The 20,306-nt window shown below is 42.9% G+C and carries 9 protein-coding genes; 4 read left to right on the plus strand and 5 right to left on the minus strand.

All coding sequences use genetic code 11. The annotated features are described in order from the left end of the window. Window positions 1–16: 16 nt before the first annotated feature. Window positions 17–1,405 carry a M20/M25/M40 family metallo-hydrolase gene (locus tag AAC000_RS13675; protein WP_339723350.1) on the minus strand — a complete coding sequence of 463 codons (1,389 nt, stop codon included), beginning with the start codon at window positions 1,403–1,405 and terminating at the stop codon, window positions 17–19. A gap of 173 nt (window positions 1,406–1,578) precedes the next feature. On the opposite strand from AAC000_RS13675, the gene iadA reads away from it, so the two are divergent. From iadA to AAC000_RS13695, 4 genes are all read left to right on the plus strand, one after another. Further along, window positions 1,579–2,766 (plus strand): beta-aspartyl-peptidase, encoded by a 1,188-nt coding sequence (iadA, locus tag AAC000_RS13680; RefSeq protein ID WP_339723427.1) that lies wholly within the window; start codon window positions 1,579–1,581, stop codon window positions 2,764–2,766. 2 nt (window positions 2,767–2,768) lie between these two features. After that, the gene (locus AAC000_RS13685; RefSeq protein ID WP_339723351.1) at window positions 2,769–3,587 is read left to right on the plus strand and encodes a cyanophycinase; all 819 of its coding nucleotides are present in this window, start codon (window positions 2,769–2,771) and stop codon (window positions 3,585–3,587) included. A 185-nt stretch (window positions 3,588–3,772) separates the two neighbouring features. Further along, window positions 3,773–6,589, plus strand: a complete 2,817-nt coding sequence (cphA, locus tag AAC000_RS13690) for a cyanophycin synthetase (protein WP_339723352.1) — start codon at window positions 3,773–3,775, stop codon at window positions 6,587–6,589. A 14-nt stretch (window positions 6,590–6,603) separates the two neighbouring features. Then, window positions 6,604–8,292 carry a Mur ligase family protein gene (locus AAC000_RS13695; protein ID WP_339723353.1) on the plus strand — a complete coding sequence of 563 codons (1,689 nt, stop codon included), beginning with the start codon at window positions 6,604–6,606 and terminating at the stop codon, window positions 8,290–8,292. A 125-nt stretch (window positions 8,293–8,417) separates the two neighbouring features. On the opposite strand, the gene AAC000_RS13700 is transcribed toward AAC000_RS13695, so the two are convergent. From AAC000_RS13700 to AAC000_RS13715, 4 genes are all read right to left on the minus strand, one after another. Further along, the gene (locus tag AAC000_RS13700; protein ID WP_339723354.1) at window positions 8,418–11,459 is read right to left on the minus strand and encodes a sigma 54-interacting transcriptional regulator; all 3,042 of its coding nucleotides are present in this window, start codon (window positions 11,457–11,459) and stop codon (window positions 8,418–8,420) included. Next, on the minus strand, window positions 11,459–13,228 hold the full coding sequence (locus AAC000_RS13705; RefSeq protein WP_339723355.1) for an EAL domain-containing protein: 1,770 nt from the start codon (window positions 13,226–13,228) through the stop codon (window positions 11,459–11,461). Before AAC000_RS13705 ends, AAC000_RS13700 begins: the two co-directional genes overlap by 1 nt. Then, window positions 13,218–17,771 carry a two-component regulator propeller domain-containing protein gene (locus AAC000_RS13710; protein ID WP_339723356.1) on the minus strand — a complete coding sequence of 1,518 codons (4,554 nt, stop codon included), beginning with the start codon at window positions 17,769–17,771 and terminating at the stop codon, window positions 13,218–13,220. Before AAC000_RS13710 ends, AAC000_RS13705 begins: the two co-directional genes overlap by 11 nt. Before the next feature lie 286 nt (window positions 17,772–18,057). After that, window positions 18,058–20,211, minus strand: a complete 2,154-nt coding sequence (locus tag AAC000_RS13715; protein WP_339723357.1) for a S8 family peptidase — start codon at window positions 20,209–20,211, stop codon at window positions 18,058–18,060. Window positions 20,212–20,306: the final 95 nt, after the last annotated feature.

Genomic DNA, 20,306 nt, shown 5'->3' on the forward strand with positions numbered 1-20,306 from the left:
GCTAAGGTGTATACCGCTAATTCCCCGTCAGCTCTTTCAAAATAATGCTCCAATGATCCAGTCCATCATAAAAAGTCTTCTTAGGTAAACGCTCATTCAAACCGTGGGCAAACATTTCATCTGGGTTCATAAACGCGCTGGATAAGGCCCATGTGGGGATACCTGCTTTGCGAAAGTGCATGCCGTCTGTGCCACCTGATTCCATGTAGGCAATGATTTGTAATTCTGGATAACGTGCATGTACCGCTTTTTTGATCGCCCCCATAACGTCATCTCGCAATTCGGATATTGGGCTTTCTACCGGTGTATCTAAAGTGACAAATTCAATGGCATCGTTTTTAACGACTTTTTGTAATGTTTGTTTGACCTGCGCAACACTTACCCTTGGAAAAATTCGGCAGTTGACGGTAGCTGTGGCCGATTGAGGTAGGGCATTTTCGGCGTGTCCTGCTTTTAACATAGTGGTAATACAGGTAGTGCGAGTGGTGCCTACGTATGAGGATTCTATTTCAAGTCGGTCAGAGGCTTTTTTGTTGCTTGGATCATCTGCAAATGCTGTCATAGCTTTTCCAAGTTCGCCGCCCAATTGTGCGCCTGATACTTTGAAGAACTCACGAGTCATGTCACTCCATCTCACTGGGAAGTGATAGTCTCTGATATTAAGCAGTGCTGTTGAGAGTTCATAAATGGCATTGTCGGGTCTAGGTCTTGAGCTATGCCCGCCTTTGTTGCGCAATGTGAGTTCGAAGCTGACATAGGTTTTTTCAGCCGCTTGTACCAAATACGCTATGGCTTTGCCGGATTTATCAAGATCACCACCTCCAGCATCAGAGTTGAGAGCATATTCCGCGTTTGCCAATTCAGGGCGTTCATTAGCGAGCATTTTTGTGGTGACCATGCTGGTTTCTTCGTCGCCAGTAAAAACCAAAAACATATCTCGGTTAGGGATAAAGCCTTCTTTTTTCAAACGTATAAAAGTGGACGAGAGCATGGTGATACCCAGTTTATTGTCGATAGTGCCGCGGCCGTAAAAATACTTATCATCTTGCGCGAGCTTAAAAGGAGGGCGTTCCCAATCTTTGTCTAGGGCTTCTACTACGTCCATATGGCCGAGTAAAAGTATAGGGCGTTTAACAGTCCCATCTCCTTGGTAGCGTACAATCATGCCAGCAGTTTCACCTGTGGGAAGAATCTGAATATCGTCATCTGTAAAACCAACTTCACGGAATTCTTTGGCTAGGTATTCGGCCATTTCTGGGACGTTGCCACGACCAGCGACGGTTGGGATCTCAATGATGGTTTTGTAAATTTCCAGAGTTTTTACTGCGTGAGGAGTGTCTTTTACTGCAGCGAAAGTAGGCATTATCGCTAACAACAATATTGTGAGTGATAGAATTTTAATCATGCTAGTCTTTCCATGTGTAGATGATGAACAAGTCACTACTTTAGTCCTATTTTTTGTGAATTGCAGTTACCTACTGCACTTTATCTTGGTTTTATACTGTGATTAAGCTGACAAAGCCTTTGCTAAGCGGCTTTGAGTGCTTTAGGATCGCGCTGTTTTCATCTTATTTTTATATGTCGGTAAATTCTGTGGCTTCAGCTAGTTCAATAACTTTACTCAAAAACGCTAATGTTTATGCGCCAGATGCAATGGGTCTTAAGCATTTAGTGATTGGTGGCGGAAAAATTCTGTATATGGGTGATGACCTGCCTGTATTGGACTCGCTACTTGCCGTTGATGAACTTGATCTGCAAGGCCAAGCACTGCTCCCAGGTTTTATAGACGCCCATACTCATATCACTGGTGGTGGCGGTGAAGCGGGGTTTTCTACTCGAGTTCCCGCCGTGCCTTTAAGTCAATTTACCCTAGCCGGCGTCACTACTGCGGTTGGGTTGTTGGGCACCGATGATTTGACTCGCAGCACTGAATCATTACTTGCTCAAGTGTATTCGTTGCGTGAAGAAGGTTTATCTGCCTATTGTTATACCGGTGGATATCATCTGCCGCCCACTACATTAACAGGCTCAATAAGGTCTGATATTGTTTTTATTGAGCCTATAGTGGGGGTCGGTGAATTGGCCATTAGTGATCATAGATCATCACAACCCACACTCAATGAATTATTAAAGGTTGCATCAGAGGCTCACGTTTCTCGGTTGATGACTGGTAAAGCCGGAATAGTGCATTTGCATTTAGGTGATGGAGAGCGGGGATTATCATTAGTGCGAGAAGCCATCGCTTCGTCAGAGATCCCAGCTAAAACCTTTAATCCTACTCATGTAAATAGACGTAGAGAATTATTCGAAGAAGCCTGTGAATTAACCAAGCAAGGTTGCTGGATAGATGTTACCGCCTTTGAAACAGGTGAGGTAGGCTATGAGCCAGCCGACGCATTATTACGCTATATCAATAGTGATTTCCCCCAAGATAAATTAACCATTAGTTCAGACGGCGGTGGTTGTCTGCCTAATTTTGATTGCCATGGTCATATGACCAAAATGGATTTTGCTAATTCCATCGCTATGACTAATGTGTTTTACCAGCTGGTGGATCAAGGAACAAAAATACAAGATTGTTTGGCATTTTTTACCAGCAATGTTGCAACGCTTATGAACTTTAAAACTAAAGGTCGAATAGCACGCGGAATGGACGCTGATTTAATCGTTTTAGATACTCAAAACCGCATAAGCCACGTTATGGCTATGGGTGTTTGGCATATCTACAATAAAGAAGTTGTTAAGAAAGGTACCTTTGAGGAATAAAAATGCCGTCTCCAGATATTGAAGGCCAACAACGCGGGTTTGTGATACCCATTGGTGGTGCCGAAGAAAAAATAGATAACCCAGAAATTCTCACTAAATTTGTTGAATTATGTGGTGGCAGCGATGCAGATATTTGTATTGTACCTACCGCCTCTCAATTGGAAGATACCGGTGAGAGATATCAAAAAATATTTAAGGAGTTGGGCGCTGGGCATACTCATTGGTTACCTATTGGTGATCGCAATGATGCTAAGAAAGAAGAATATGTCACCCAGCTTGAAAGCTGTACTGGTATATTCATCACAGGGGGTAACCAATTACGTTTGTCGACTATTCTTGGTGGCACACCTATCGCTCAAACTATTCGTAGGTTAAATGCTCAAGGTGTACATGTAGCAGGTACATCAGCAGGCGCAGCTATTGTCTCGCAACATATGATTACTGGTGGCAATACCGGCATTGTGCCTACAGAAGATGGCGTTAATTTAGCGCCAGGTATGGGACTGATTAATACTATAGTGGTTGATCAACATTTTAATGAGCGAAATAGGTTATCGCGCCTATTAAGTGCAGTGTCTTATAATCCGTTTTTACTTGGCCTAGGACTGGATGAAGATACTGCTGCTTTTATCGATAGTAATAATGAATTTACCGTAGTGGGCAGTGGCGCAATTACAGTAATTGATCCTTCGGATATTGAACATTCTTCTATGGCAGAAGCGCGAAGTGGTGATGCATTGACTTTGCTTAACTTAAAATTACATATATTGGCAAATGGCAGTCGTTATAATATTAATGATCGTCAAGCCTTTATTGAGTAACCCCTCTTAAAATATGGGCAGGTATGATTTTTACCCTGCCCATATCAGTCAGATCTTTTGTTCCTAAAACATTAAAAACAATGGCGCTTATGGTTGTTTTTCTATAAGTTAGTTTACTGTGTTATTCGTCAACACTTTCTCAATGTATTCTTAATTCAGTAAATTTAAGCAGGAAACTTTAGCCTATGAAAATTCTCAGCAAAAATGTGTATGTTGGTCCAAATATCTACGCTAATTTCCCTGTCATTCGTTATCAAATCGATATTGGTGAGTTAGAAAATTGGCCTTCAGTAAAATTGGGCTCGGGCTTTATTGATGGACTGATTGCAGCTTTACCTTCATTACAAAGCCATGGTTGTTCCTATGGAGAAGAAGGTGGCTTTATCAGGCGTTTAAGAGAAGATGAAGGAACCTGGATAGGGCATATTTGGGAACATGTGGCCCTTGAATTACAAAACTTGGCTGGCTCACCCGTTAATTTTGGGCGTACTCGAAGCCTTAAAAAAGAAGGCTGTTATAACGTTGTTTATCAATATCATCAAAGAGATGTTGGCCTAGAAGCCGGCGCTTTAGGTATGCGCTTGTTAACACATCTGATGCCGGCTAACGTCCAGCAAGCTATTAGTACTGATATTGAAGAAGATTTTGATTTTAACGACGAACTTCGCAGTTTTGTGCGTATGGCGCAGCGTAAAGAATTTGGTCCCAGTACTGGCTCTCTAGTTGCTGCTGCAGAACAGCGCAATATTCCTTGGCTTAGACTTAACGAATATAGTCTAGTGCAGTTTGGCCACGGTAAATACCAGCAACGTATTCAAGCCACTATTACCAGTCAAACCAAACATATTGCTGTAGAAATTTCCTGCGACAAAGAAGACACCCATAATTTACTGAATGATTTAGGATTGCCTGTACCACAACAATTGATGGTTTACAGTGAAAGGCAAGCTGCAAGGGCAGCGAACCGTATTGGTTTTCCTGTGGTAGTTAAACCTTTAAATGCCAACCATGGTAGAGGCGTGAGCATTAACCTCACTACAGATGAAGAGGTTGTGACCGCCTATCATGAAGCGCAAAAACACGGTACCAGCAAAGCTATTTTGATAGAAAGTTTTCTGACCGGATTTGATCACAGAATGCTGGTTGTCAACGACGAACTAGTGGCGGTGGCGAAACGCGTTCCTGGCCATGTAGTGGGTGATGGCATAAACACTATTGAAGAACTTGTTAATATTGTGAACCAAGATCCGCGCCGTGGTATTGGTCATGAAAAAGTGTTAACTAGATTGGAATTGGATAGTCAAGCCGAACGACTATTGGAAGAGGCAAATTACAATAAACAAACGGTTTTGGATAAAGACCAAATTTTCTTTTTACGCTCTACAGCAAACCTATCTACTGGCGGTACCGCCATTGATGTGACAGATATGGTGCACCCAGATAACAGAGATATGGCAGTGCGCTCTATTAAAGCTATCGGTCTTGATGTGGGTGGAGTCGACTTTTTAACTGACGACATCAGTAAATCCTATAAAGAAATTGGTGGCGGAATTTGCGAATGTAATGCGGCGCCTGGTTTTAGAATGCATGTGGCACCCAGTGAAGGCACACCAAGAGATGTCGCCGGAAAAGTCATCGACATGTTGTTCCCAGTAGGCAGCCAATCACGGATCCCCATTGCTGCTATTACCGGTACTAATGGGAAAACCACCACGTCACGTATGTTAGCTAGCATCATGAAGTCGTCTGGATTTACCACCGGCATGACCTCTACAGACGGGGTCTATATAGACGGTCATTTAAGCGTTAAAGGTGATATGACAGGCCCTACCGCGGCGCAAATTGTATTGCGTGATCCTAGTGTTGATTTTGCCATTATGGAAACCGCTCGAGGTGGTATTCTAAAACGTGGTTTAGGTTATACCAGTTGTAATGTAGGGGCTTGCCTTAACGTTACAGCAGACCATCTAGGTCAAAGAGGCATTAATACAGTAGAACAACTGGCGCAAATAAAACGCGTGGTAGTTGAAGTCGCCAAAGATGTAGTGGTGCTTAATGCAGACGATCATCTATGTTTACAGATGGCTGATTTCTGTGAAGCCGAGCGTATTTGTTATGTAACCATGGACTCGGGTCATGGCCTAGTGCGTGAACATATTCGCAGTGGTGGTATGGCGGCGGTACTCGAAAAAGGTATTAACGGTGATATGATCACTATCTATGATAAAGGCGCACATATACCGCTACTTTGGACCCATTTAATCCCAGCAACAGTGGAAGGTAAAGCGATGCACAATGTGCAAAACGCGATGTTTGCCGCTGCTATTGCCTATAGTTTTGAAACCTCGCTGGAAAATATTCGCCAAGGCTTGCGAATTTTTAATACTTCTTTCTATCAAGCCCCAGGGCGACTGAATATTTACGACGAATTACCTTTCAAAGTGATACTCGACTACGCACATAATCCCGCTGCAATCGAAACCATTACCGATTTAGCAACACGACTAGATGTCACTGGAAAACGCCGCATTGTACTTGCTATGCCTGGCGATAGACGAGATGAAGATGTGTTAGCTGTGGCAAATATCACCGCTAAGGGATTCGATAGCTTTATTTGCAAAGCGGATGATGACAGACGAGGTCGTGGACACGATGAAGTCCCAGAAATGCTTAAACAAACATTGCTTGAAGCAGGTATAGATGAAGCCGATATTCAAGTTATCCCATCTGAAGAAGAAGCAATTGAGCAAGGACTGAAGGATTGTGCAAAGGGAGATTTGCTGATTATTTTGGGAGACAACATCACCCGTTGTTGGAAACAGATCGTACATTTTAAAGGCCATGCAGACTTAGATAAACAAGATGAAACACCCTCTCAAGACTTCCCTGAAAAACTCTTTGAACCTATTGAACATAAGTTCGAATTAAACGCAGGAGAGTCACTGGTGCATGACGAACGTGGGGTGCGATTGGTGGTTGAGCATGACGAAGATTCTGATTAAGGAATAGTCGACTGATGCGATTAGAACTAGACGAAGCTAGGCGCTTAACTGGGCCTAACTTATTGTGGGATCACCCTGGCGCCATTGTTGATGTGTTCATTGCAGGCATTGATAAGCAGAAAGTGGTGAATCTTTGGCAGCACTGGGTAGCAAAGCTGTTAGAGGAGTTTGGTTGGCAGTCAGACACTACCTATAGGCTGCATAATGAAGGGGCAAACTTAGCCCTTTGTGCTCCTATGGATGCACTTTATTGTGCTTGTGACCTTGCTGAACTGGCGTGGCATTGTGCTGTGGCTGAGCTAAGAGGTGAAGCGATACCAGATTGGCAACAACGGCTAAATGAATTACACCTTGAACTGGCTGAAGAACGCAATCCTGCGCTTATTTCTTTTATGGATGCAGCACAAAAGCACGGCGTAAGTTGTATCGTTGATGACGATGAAGTCAGCTTAGGGATGGGGAAGTCATCACAAACTTGGCCGAGTCGTGCCCTGCCAGAATTAGCAACTATTCAGTGGCAGCAATATCAAGATATTCCACGGGTTTTTATCACAGGCACTAACGGTAAATCTACTAGTGTACGCTTAGCATCGCACATTGCTAAAGCCGCTGGTTATGTGGCAGGCGTCACGTCTACTGACTTTATTCGTGTGGGTGATGACATCATTGATACGGGCGACTATTCAGGTCCAGGTGGTGCCAGAATGTTACTTAGGAATCCGCGCACTGAACTCGCTTTTTTAGAAGTGGCGCGAGGGGGAATTTTAAGAAGAGGCATACCTGTTGATTCGGTTAATGCAGCGCTGATTACCAACGTTGCCAGCGATCATTTAGGGCAATATGGTATCAATACAGTTGCAGAACTTGCCCAAACCAAATTTGTTGTGGCGAAGGGACTAGATGCGAACGGCACCTTAGTATTAAACGCCGACAATAAGCTGGTGGTTGAACAAGCCTTAAAGTTAGACAAAAAGATTTGTTGGTTCAGCACAGACGAAACGAATCCTCTTATCCAAAGCCAGTTAACCTCAGGTGGGGCGGCCGTATTTATACGTAATAGACATATTGTTTATGCGGCAGCTAACCAAGAAGAAGTTATTGAAGGACTGGAACAGGTTCCCATGACCCTTAATGGGGCCGCCGAGCACAATGTACAAAATGCATTAGGCGTAGTGGGTTTATGTAAAGCGCTGAACTTACCGACTCAAGCGATTCGAGATGGCTTACAGGATTTTGGTAGCAATGCTCAAGACAATCCTGGAAGGGGCAATATCTATGAGGTCAATGGTATTCAGGTGCTTGTGGATTTTGCCCACAACGAACACAGTATGCGAGCGGTTGTAAAAACCATTAAACAACTACCTGCTAAACGTCGAATAGCCATGTTTAGTCATGCTGGGGACAGGAGTGATGAGGACATTCGCAATCTTACCGCTGCCGTAACCGAGTTAGACGCCAGTTTATATGTTGTCTGCGAGTTAGAGCGTTATTTACGAGGGCGGGAAATAGGCGATGTGCCAAAAGTGGCGACTGAGTTTTTGCGACAACAAGCAGTCCCAGCCAAAAAAATACAATATGCAGCTAATCCACTAGAAGGCGCAAAAATCGCTATGGAATTCGCGCAACCCGGTGACGTAGTTTTATTATTTGTTCTGTCGGATAGGGAAGAAGTGCACCATTACTTGTCGCAATTAAAGGGTTAATACAGCTATTTTTATTCATGGGCTAGTACTGTTGCCACAGCGTTTTTAAGCTTACTCCTATTATTTTAATAGGAGTCGTGCTAACAAAGGGAAATAGACGCCTTAACCTGAGTGTGTGGTAAAGCTTAAAGTGTTAGTTGCGACTTTTGTATAATTTTACGTAAGGTGGGTTGTGTTACGTTGAGTAACTTCGCTTTTTGTTGCTGACTCACGTCGCGCTGCAGCACTATGGCATGTAATGATGCTTCTATTGACTGCCATATTGTACTTTGAGAGTTGTTCTGTAGCAGATTATCGAAAAGGTGGTGACAATTTACTGTCAATTCCTGTAACTGAGTATCATCAAAAGCCTGCGTATTCAACTTTGCATAACGACGGCGTATCGTGGACTCTGACTGATTAAGGTGTTGAGCGACTTGATACAAACTTCCCCATTTCACTACACATCGCGCTAACCAATGTTTTTCTAACCAGTCGCTGACCGAAAAATTCTCTGTCTGCTGACTAGCCACGTCCACTAAGTGAGTCATTAAATCCGACATTTGGTTTAAGTCGTCAGCATTCGTATTTGATATTGCAGCAACTGGGGGCTCCGCGACCAGAGAGTTAGTAGTGGTTTTTTGAAGATCGTTGTCTTCTGTCGCTTCTTGCTGCAAAACCAGATGTTCAGACTCAACATAATTGCCTGCACAGAGTATGACCGCGCGCATCATACAATTTCTTAATTCCCGAACGTTTCCTGGCCAAGTGTAGGTCCGTAACTTTTCTAGAGCGCTCTCGGAAAAATCGCTGATGTCTTTTTTATATTGCTGGCTAAATTTGCGTAAAAAGTGTCGAGACAATAACAATGCATCTTCACCCCTTTGATTCAGAACCGGTAAACTTAGGGTAAATACGTTTATCCTATGATACAAGTCAGCGCGGAAACGTCCTGTTGCCACTTCATCTTGTAAATTGCGATTGGTGGCAAGCACTAAGCGTACGGCCACTTTTCTGACACGCTGATCCCCAACAGGAATAAAGGTTTTTTCCTGCACAAAACGTAATAACTTTGACTGGATATCTAAAGGCAGTTCGCCTACCTCGTCTAAAAACAAAGTACCACCGTCTGCTTGGGCAATTTTACCCGGCTGACTATTAATTGCCCCAGTAAATGCGCCTTTCCTGTGTCCAAATAACTCACTTTCAATCAGGTGCTCTACAATAGTCGAGCAATCGACGGTAATAAAAGGTTTATCTGGATGTAAACTTTGGTTATGAAGCTGTTGAGCAATCACTTCTTTGCCTGTCCCCGACTCACCTATGATCAGTACTGATGCGTCGGTTGGCGCAACAAGGTGCACTTGATGCATTAAGGTACGCATGGCGGCAGATTCAAATATTAACTCGTGCCCATCCGAATGATCCGTATCAGTCACTGTACGTCTATTTTTGTCTTGCTCAAGTAGAATAATACGATCAAGTGCGGCGGCTAAATTAGGCGAAATTTGTTCAAGCTGTTCGCTACACTTGTGTATTTCAAGATTAGCTTGAGGTAGCCAACAAACCACTAAAACGGCCAAACATTGGCCTCGGGTAATAAGGGGAATAACAACATTCTGAAAAGGTGTCAGTTTAGATATAGACTGGATTTTATTGCTGTCGAGGGATCCTAGTTTAATGCTGATTTTTACCTCATTGTGAATGTTTTGAACATCAACCTTAGCTTTAGTTGTGCTACAAGCTAAGTGACTTAACTCAGCACCTTGTGGCATGTAAAGGCCCACAAATTCGCTTTGTAATCCAGTATTCAATAATTCACAGACCTGAGAAGAAAATGCCTGTAAAGAGTGGGTACTTCCGATTAAACGAATGATATCCCACTGTAAATTCATTAGTCTAAAATCATCATTGGGGGCGTCAGAAAATTTGCCACTCATGCGGTCTAAGTTGGCCAATATATTGGCATCAAATTGAGGTTGCCAACTTACCAGTTTTCCGCCGCCTACACTGCGAGCCGCTTGCAAGGCGGCATTGGCCCGGCGGAATAATTCCAATGGCAATTGCTCACCCAATTGTTCTTCGGCTTCTAGTGTGGCTAAACCAAAACTAAATTCTAAATTAATCTTCTTGTTTGAAAATGACTTAGTACGCAGCATTTGTAACATACGGGCTGCCAAAATTTGCCCTTGTTGTTCATTTGTGTCAGGTAAATGGGCAGCAAATACTGCACCGCTGAAACGACTGGCAAAGTCGTCATCACGTAACACCCCTGAAATACTCTGGATAATTTCCCGCAACACTTGGTCACCTGCTTCACGACCGTGAATCCTATTAAACTCTGAAAAGTCATCTGGATTAATCAGCAACAAGGTGACAGCGGCGCTTTGTTGATTAAGTTGTTCAAGCCATTCATGACTCTGCCAACTGGCTACTTGACGTAAAATAAGTAAGCTTTCGTTCTTAGGTAAAGGACCAACAAAACCATCGACCATCATCACAGTGTTATCTAACTGAATAGGAAAAGGTGGCAACCTAGTCATAGCGTGAGTATGGCTTAAGTCTGACAAGATATGTTGCATACGGCTTTTGGCGGTACTCGATGGAATATCTAAGCTCTCTAGCCAATTTTTTCCTATTGCTGAAATCCCTTTATTTTGCATTAAAGTACGCAACTCAAGATTCATATCAATAATGTCACCCTGTGGGCTTAAGGTAACTGATAAGTCACCTAAACAATTCGACAACAATGCCAGCTTGTGTTCCGCATACCACTTAGCTTGTGTTGCCTTGGCTTGCTGTTTTAATAGTTGCAACAGCAGGGCTAATACTTCGCACCCTCGCCAGTCGACTACTTGATGTTCTCTTGAGATTTGACTGACTTGCCAGCCCAGTGTATCTGCGGGTAACCAATAAATTTGGCAATCTACTAATGTATATTTTGCAGTCAGCTCAATTGCATCGTCTAGATTCTGGCAGACCACTAACCGCGGTGCTGCGGGGGGCAGATCTGGTGACGCATTCACCATCAGTTCACTGCTAAGAGCAACCACCTTAATCTTAAATTCTGTATTGGCAAGTTGTTCCTGCAACTCTGAAATCACAGAACTACTTGGATCTTCTACATATAATAAAATCGGTTCAAGAGCTTCATTTACAGACGGCATGTCAGGCATAGGCTTAATCATTATTGCGGCATCAAATGGGTGAAGTTTTGTTGCAGCAATGGAGAGATATATTCTGCCGCCACTGGGCGCGAGAATAGATATCCTTGCAGCAGGAGATTTTTAGTATTTTGTAGAGTGGTGATCTGGCCGCTGTATTCTATGCCTTCAGCAATGACACCCAAATTTAAGCTCGACGCTAGGGCTAAAATCGCCTCCACTATGGCAATATCATCTGGTGGAGAATTGATATCACACATAAACGAACGATCAATTTTAAGAATATCAATTGGGAATTTCTTTAAATAACTCAAGGAAGAATAACCGGTACCAAAATCATCCACCGCAAGGGTTATCCCTAGTGCTTTTAATTCTTTAAGTCGCGCAATGTTTTCTTCTGCGTCACTCATAATCACGGATTCGGTAAGTTCTAACTCTAACAACGAGGCTTGTAACTGACACTCTTTGAGTACCTTTTGCACCACTTCAGGAAAGTCAGGCTGCTTAAATTGATGACCGGATACATTTACCGCCACACGGATAGGATGACCGCTGTCCTGCCAAATTTTGGCTTGCTGGCAGGCATGATAGAGTATTTGTTGACCTAAATTGATGATCATTCCGGTTTCTTCGGCAATGGGAATAAACTCATCAGGAAAAATTGGCTGACCTTGAGGTTTGTGCCATCTGGCCAAGGCTTCAACACCAAGGATACGACCTGTTAAAGCACACACCTGAGGTTGGTAGAATGGTATAACTTCATTGTTTTCCAAGGCCTTACGTAAGTCTTGTTCAAGCTGTAATCGAGCTGCAGCTTTGGAGTTCATAGAGTCTTGATAAAACCGATAACAACAACGCCCAGAATCCTTTGCAAAATACATGGCGGTATCAGCATTCTTAAGCAAGGTTTCGGCGTTTTCGCCATCACTAGGAAACACGGAAATACCAATGCTAGGGGTGATCACTACTTCAAATTGTTCTAATTGAAAGGGGGTGCTGAAGCTACGTATTACTCTTTCAGCCACTAACATTGCTTCATTCGCGTTGTTTAGGCGACTCAAAAAAATTGTAAACTCATCTCCACCAAAACTGGATAACTGGGTTGCTTGGGGTTCTGCACTCAGACCTGTGCGGGCAAACATATCACTGTCTCGTAAATTTGCTTGTAAGCGCAGTGCTACTTTGCGAAGTAACTTATCACCGTAACTGTGGCCCATGGTATCGTTGATACGTTTGAAGCGATCCAGATCAATATACAACATGGCTGCTTGATAATCGTTGCGTTTAGCCATGGCTAAAAAGCGCTGCAAATCCTGCATTAAGTTCTGACGGTTAGGTAAGCCAGTTAAGGTGTCATAAAATGCCAGTTGATGTAGCTCTTGCTGTTGGGTCACTAGGTCAGAAAAGGCTTGGCTGGCTCGCAATATATATTTAACACGCTCACCTAGAATCGGCCATTTTATGGGTTTTGCGATGAAATCCGTTGCCCCCACTGCGTATGACTTATGGATAGATTCTAGATCATCTGAGCCTGTCACCATTATAATCGGAATGTGTTTGCCATTTTTATGGGCACGAATATATTCGCATACCTCAAAGCCATTCATTTCCGGCATTGACACATCGAGCAACAGCAGTGCAGGATTATGCTTTTCGAATTGCTCAATCGCCTGTTTACCATTTACCGCCTCAAGTATTTCAAGGGAGTCACTGGCGAGGGTTTCTTTCATTAAAATCCGTGCGGTAAGATCATCATCGCTGACCAAAATTTTAATTTTTGTGTCACTCGGCATTTCTAAATTGCTCCAATTTCTCACAACTGATAACTAATTTCGCCTGAATGCGTTGCGACAATAAAGTCATGTCGTCAGCTTGAGAATGTTTCATTTTTTCTTCAAGCTCCTTGCATAGTTCATATAAGGCTTTTGCCCCTGAATTTCCTGCCATGGATTTAAGCGCGTGGGCAATCTCGCCGATTGCCGTAAAATTTGGTTCTTCTTTACTGGTTTGTTCACTCAACTGAATGACAAGTTTCTCTGCTTCTTGGATAAATGCATCCAGTACTCGGTTGAACACTGGATTGCCTGTATCTTTGGATATTTTTAATAAAGTATCCACTGTCCCCATATCCAACAAACTTTGCTCTGCATCGTGATCTTGTTCATCAGTAGACTGAATAAGCTCTTGAGAGTTGCCTTCCCTGGATGGTTTACTCGAGATTGACTCTTGCTCTTTCTTTTGGTTCAAGTCTGAGTCATTTGGGATCTCAGAAACCGGCAAAAAGTGCAGAAGGGTTTGTTCTAATTCTTGTAGCGAGTAGGGTTTAGACATGACATCATTCATACCTGCATCGATACACTGTTGACGTAGGTTGTCTCCCATGCCTGCGGTAAGGGCTACAATAGGAATATCTGGCCAATTTTTACGGATTGCTTTGGTCGCCGCGTATCCATCCATTACCGGCATCTGGCAATCCATTAAGATTAAATCAGGTTGGCTTAGATTCACCTGCTCAACCGCTTCAGCGCCGTTATCCGCTAGCCATATTTCACAACCCATTAGCCCTAACATGCTCTTAGCCACTTCTTGGTTGGTCAAGCTATCCTCTGCCACCAGAATAGTGACGTTGAAATGTTGATGATTACGATGATTTTCATCGAGGCGTTTTTGCTCTTCATTTTCAATGCCTAAGGCACGACATAGACTTTTCTGTAAGCCTCGGTAATGCACAGGAAGAGGTAAAATATTACGTTTGTCGTTTTCTTGCCATTGTGAAGTCGGCAACAAGCAAATCCAGTTTTCTAAAGAAATCCCTGATTTTTGTATGGCATGCTGATGTTCTGCTTGACTGATCCATAAGCCATTTTTTGCGGTTGCCAATTCTGTTTTGATCCGCGAAACGTGTATCCCACGAATATTGAGTTTTCTTAACATGGTTTCAATGGATCTACCCAAACCGCTTGGCAGATTAACCAGATGTACGCTGGGGCAGTCAACAATAGGTTCAGGCTCAACCAAGGGGTTTTCAGTAAGGGGTAAATCTACCTCCAAACTAAAACGGCTGCCCTCCCCAATATTGGATTGCAAGGCTAAGTTGCCACCCATCAGAGCGGTTAATTGTTTACATATAGCTAAGCCCAGACCGGTACCGCCATATTTTCGCGTGGTAGATGCATCTGCTTGGGTGAACATTTCGAACACTTTTTGCTGACGATCAGGCTCCATGCCAATACCGGTATCTTGGACACAAAATACAAAACCGCTGTAAGTGGCTCCATCTATTCCATTTAGTGAACTTTGATTGTGGCAATCTACACGTTTAACGCTGACATTCACCTCGCCACGTTCGGTAAATTTTATGGCATTACTGGTTAAGTTTGCGATGATTTGCCGTAACCTTGCAGGATCCCCAAACACTTGCGGTAAAGGTTCAGGCGACAAGATTGCATTGATATGCAATCCTTTGTTGTAGGCGGCTTCGCTAAATAAATCACATACTTCTTCGAGTAAGGCTTCTAAGTCAACAGGCACTGATTCTAAGGTGGCTTTGCCGGCTTCTAATTTTGAAAAATCTAAAATGTTATTTAATAAGTCGAGTAATAACCTGCCAGAGCGATACACCAACTGAGCAAAGTGTTGCTGTTTGGGTTTCAATTCTGAGCTTAATAACACTTCCGTCATACCCAGCACGCCGTTCATTGGGGTGCGTATTTCATGGCTCATAATCGCCAAAAAGTCGCTCTTCTCTTTGCTTGCTTGTTCTGCCAGTCTGCGGGCTTTTTCGGTTTCTTCCATGGCGTGTTCGAGTTTTGTATTGGCATGCTGCAACTCTTTGGTACGTTCTGCTACTTTGTCTTCTAAGTCGAGCATTTGTTGTCTTTCAAGCAGACGTTTACGGCGATAACGCCATACAAAATTAAGTATAATTAAAAGCACAAATAGAGCATAGAGACTATACGCCCATCGGGTTTTCCATGGTGGTGGTAATACTTCGATAGGTAACTCTACCCCTTGGGTGTTCCATAAACCCTCATTATTACTGGCTTGCACTTTGAGCACATATTCACCGGATGGTAAATTGGTAAAGGTGGCTAAACGTCTGTGCTCTAACTCAATCCAATTCGGATCCAAACCTTCGAGTTTATATCGGTACTCATTTTGACCTGGGGAATTATAATCAAGTGCCGAAAATTCGAAGGAGATAAAATAGTCTTTGTAGTTTAATTGTAACTTTTCTAATTGCTGATAAGGTTGATCAAACCAAACCTGCTCATTGAGTTTTTTAATACGTACCAGAACAACAGGGGGGATCACGGCACTATCTTTGATGTCATCAGGATGAAAACGCACTACGCCAGTATTCCCCCCAAAGTACATAAAACCTTGGCTATCTTTGAAGCCCGCGCCAAAATTAAACTCACTGTTTTTTAAACCATGCGAGGTATCAAAATGCCGCATTTTTCCGGTATCAGGATTAAGCCGGGTTAAGCCTGCGGTGCTGCTTAACCATAAATTCCCCTTTTCATCATCAAGGATGGCGTAAATGTGGCTGCTTGGTAAACCACTGAAACCATCATAATGGGTAAATTTATTATTCAGAGCAGAAAAGTCTTGTGGCAACCATTTATTTAAACCGCCACCTTGGGTGCCTACCCAAAGTTGCGCTTTTGGATCTTGATAAAATGTCCAAGCCATTGATGCCGATAAACTATCGAAATTTTCTGCTTGATGCTCAATATGATCAAAATCCAAAGTTTTGGGATCTAACATATTAATACCTAACACAGTACCTACTACTATAGTGCCGTCGATTAGTTGGTATACCGCTAAAACTCGATCACTGTTGAGACTTCTAGGATTGTTTTCGTCAAAGCGATAGTGTACAAAATCACTGGCTCCTGCTGCAAGGAAGTTCACCCCCCCACCAAAGGTACCTACCCAAACGTTGCCTTCACGATCCGGTAAAACACTGGTGACTCCGTTGAAACTTAAGCTTTTGGGATTTTCAGGATCATGCACAAAATAATCAATTTGCATGTTATCGACGTTTAATCGCCCTAAGCCGCCATTTCTGGAGCCAAACCACAATATGTTATTGTCACCGCGCACTGTCATGATTCTTGCGTCTTGAAGTGCAGGCTTACTGTCTTTATTGATAACTTGCTGCACTTCGCCACTACTGTTTAAGCGGGTGATCCCGCCGTAACTGGCAACCCATATGGCCCGTTCACCATCTGAAGATATTGTTTCCGCAAACCCTAAAATAACATTACTGGCCAAGCCACTGTCGATATGTACAAAAGGCACCTCTATACTTTTGCTGATGCCATTGAACGTGCCAAACCACATCAAGCCAGATGGATCTTGTAAGATTGATAAGATTTTATTATCACTCAAGCCATCATCGACACTAAAAGTAGTAAATTTACTCTGTCCGTTCCATAGGCTAGCGCCCGCCTCTGTACCAAACCATAAACGTTGTCGTTGATCTTGATAGATGGTGTGAACCAGGTTCCCTGCAAGACTATTGGGTTGTTCTTCATGATGTTGAAAGGTCGTAAATTTATTGCGTTGTGGATCCAATACACTCACCCCAGCATCATAACTGGTTAGCCATAGTCGTTGCTGAACGTCGATGAAAAGTTTGGTTAAGCGATCACTAAATAAAGGATTGGCAGAGCCGGTGTGAATACGGGTTAGTTTTCTATTGTCCTTTTCAAGTTTGAGTAAGCCGTTACCATCTGTTGCTAACCATATGTTACTGCCATCTTCAATAATTGATGTAACCGCGGCCTTTTTTTCCAAATTGGGCAAAAGCAGGCGTGTATCAAAGTGTTCGAAGGTCATATCGTTAGGATTAAAACGGCTAAAGTTTCCATTGTTATAACCCAACCAAATAAAGCCAACTTTATCTAAGGCCATACTTCGAATTTGATTCGAACTAGGCGTAATTGACGGGTCAGTACCTTGCTTCCATGTAGAGAATGTTTGTTTTGCTTGATTGTATAAGTTGAGTCCACCCCCGTCTGTGGCGATCCACAAACGTTTCTCATTGTCTTCCAGCACTGCTCGTACATTAACTGAACTGAGAGAATCGGATTTACGGGAGTCGTGTACAAAACTAAGCAGTTGATAGCCATCATATCGACTCACACCTTCTTGAGTCACTACCCACAAGTAACCGGTACTGTCCTGATAAATTTGGCGAATTGTTTTTTGAGATAACTGATCACTGAGTTCAGCTGGTGTAAAACTAAAGCTGGGGTTCTCAGCGGCGTGAATCGTAAGGCAGCAAGATAGTAAAAATACACACCAAAAGTTTACTTTTGTAAACATACGCAAATGACGTCTTATTCTTGTAATTATAATCGCTAGATTAACGCAAAGACTCATTGATGCCAACACATAGCCATTGAGACAACAGACTTTGTGTTTATAAGGAAGGTCAGGATGGTTGGACTATTTTAGCGCCACTGTTATTGGGTCAGTTTTTGTAAAGCTTTATATTGTTCTGAAGGGATAATATTGCATAAAAAAAGTTTTAAGTGAAAGGAGTACAAGATGTTCCGCCATAACCAAGAGATTTGACTCAAGATTATGGCGGCAATAACAGGGTATAAGGTTATTCTTGTAACATGAAGTTTTCTTGATTCATATAGGCTTCATCCCACATGAAAGCTTCATCCCACATGAAGGCTTCGTCCCACATGAAAGCTTCATCCCACATGAAGGCTTCGTCCCACATGAAAGCTTCATCCCACATGAAGGCTTCGTCCCACATGAAGGCTTCATCCCACATGAAAGCTTCGTCCCACATAAAGGCTTCATCCCACATGAAGGCTTCTTCCCACACTTCGAATTCGAAACCTTTGATGTAGTAGTTTCCATCTGCGTCCATACGAGCCGCACCCATGTAATGCTGCTCACCGCTTAAGTCTGCCGTAATGTCCATGCCGTTGTTAGCACAACCTGACTTAACAGACTCGACTGCTTTTATGGCATTAATAGTACCTGAGCCTTGTTGAAATGGGCTGTACGCCAATTTTCCATCAACCTGAGCCATAGTGGTGCTGCTCATCAAGCGACATTTCACATCATTAGCACTCAAACTAGGATCGTTTTGTAACATCAATGCCACCACACCACTGACAACACCAGAGGCTTGTGATGTTCCTGACATAATGAAACGGTCGTCACCTTTTAAGTATTGTGGGAATTTACTAGGTACATACATATCTTCATTTGCCAAACTAAACATATGTCCACCAGGAGCAACCATGTCAGGTTTGATAAAAGCTTCATGGGTTGGTCCCTGAGACGAGAACGACAATAAAGTGTCATCGTTTAGGTTGTCCTGTGTGTAGTTATCGCTGATGGCACCCACACTGATTACATAAGGCACGTTAGCTGGCACACCAATAGTCATTGCTTTTGGTCCTGTATTACCTGCAGAGGTAACCACTACTATGTCTTTCTCCCACAATCTCATCACAGCTTGATTGATTGGGTCGGCCCAATAGTTTGAACGAGGCGGCGCACCAAATGACAGATTAACCACTCGAATATTATGCTTATCGCTGTTATCGGCAATAAATTGTAAGCCACGAAGTGCGTCTAAATAGGTGCTGTGTCCATCTTCGTAGAAGGCTTTAACTACAACTAAGTTTGCATCTGGTGCTACACCTTGATAGAAACTACGTTTTTTTCCTTCGACAATTGCTTGATCGCTGTTGGCAATAATACCGGTAATATGTGTACCGTGACTATTTTCATCGGTCATTGTTGCAGGTCTAATTTCACTATCATTAATAGCATCATAAGCCGCTAAAATTCTGTCCTTATTTTTGGTGTTTTGACGCAAAGCTTTATGGTCAGCCCATAGGCCACTGTCGATAACAGCAACAGTCACACCGTTACCTGTTAGCCCTTTGTCGTGCAACTCATCAGCGCCTATGTTGTCTACATAATAACTATTGCTGTCTTTCTCATTTGCCTGGGTGTCATAACCTTTCACTAAGCTACGATCACAATTTTCTTCGAATTCCACATCCATTGAAAAATCACGTTGCTCGTAACTGTCGGCATCATAACGTGAAAAAGTCAGCTCTACCGTTGCACTTTCGAAGGCGTCGAGATTGCCATTACGACTGAAGTCACTGGCATCCAAAGTCAATTCACCATTTTGGCGACTGAATAAACTCCAATACACAGTTGAACCATTAAATTTAACTGAGCGCACATTGCCTAAGCTTTCTGGCCAAGTGAAGGTCATTTTTTTAGTATTAGCCTGCATTTCTTTCGCATTGTATAAGTTCCAACGGATCTTATTAGCAGTGAGGTCAACAACGTGGCTTCCATATACCAAACAATAATCTAAGGCACTAGAAGTAAAAACTGCTTCATTTTCAGTGATAGTAATCAAAGCAGGCATTTTTTTCAGTAGTGCCAATTGCAGGTCTGAAACACGAATGCCTATTCCACTTACCAGAGGTAAATCATGGGTAATGACACCACCAATTTTTTCTACAAGTTGTTTGAGCAATTCGATATCGCCACCTTGGATCAATATTTCGTTGTCCAATTTCAAAAGGCTATCGACCACTGGCAATTCAGGTAAACCTAATGATGTGGTTAATTCCGACGCATCTAAAGTGGTCACTACTTCTTGTAGATTTATGCCGAACAATCCGTTTTCGTCAGCAGTGGCTGGTAACGTTGTTAGGCTCAACATCGCTGCCGCAATCAGTGCACTTTTGTTACAGATTTTAAGTTTCACGTTAATTTTTCCTTCAAGGTTTAATAAACGAGGCATTCAATGAAGAAGCTTCGTACACCCGACTAATATTCGTCTTACAAAAGCAATGCGTATGC

This window comes from uncultured Paraglaciecola sp., assembly GCF_963977085.1.
Taxonomy (GTDB): Bacteria; Pseudomonadota; Gammaproteobacteria; order Enterobacterales; family Alteromonadaceae; genus Paraglaciecola.

What these genes read in the sequence shown, in the direction of transcription:
- AAC000_RS13675 (WP_339723350.1), bottom strand. Translation starts at nt 1,405, where the DNA reads ATGATTAAAATTCTATCACTCACAATATTGTTGTTAGCGATAATGCCT.
- iadA (WP_339723427.1), top strand. Translation starts at nt 1,579, where the DNA reads ATGTCGGTAAATTCTGTGGCTTCAGCTAGTTCAATAACTTTACTCAAA.
- AAC000_RS13685 (WP_339723351.1), top strand. Translation starts at nt 2,769, where the DNA reads ATGCCGTCTCCAGATATTGAAGGCCAACAACGCGGGTTTGTGATACCC.
- cphA (WP_339723352.1), top strand. Translation starts at nt 3,773, where the DNA reads ATGAAAATTCTCAGCAAAAATGTGTATGTTGGTCCAAATATCTACGCT.
- AAC000_RS13695 (WP_339723353.1), top strand. Translation starts at nt 6,604, where the DNA reads ATGCGATTAGAACTAGACGAAGCTAGGCGCTTAACTGGGCCTAACTTA.
- AAC000_RS13700 (WP_339723354.1), bottom strand. Translation starts at nt 11,459, where the DNA reads ATGATTAAGCCTATGCCTGACATGCCGTCTGTAAATGAAGCTCTTGAA.
- AAC000_RS13705 (WP_339723355.1), bottom strand. Translation starts at nt 13,228, where the DNA reads ATGCCGAGTGACACAAAAATTAAAATTTTGGTCAGCGATGATGATCTT.
- AAC000_RS13710 (WP_339723356.1), bottom strand. Translation starts at nt 17,771, where the DNA reads ATGTTTACAAAAGTAAACTTTTGGTGTGTATTTTTACTATCTTGCTGC.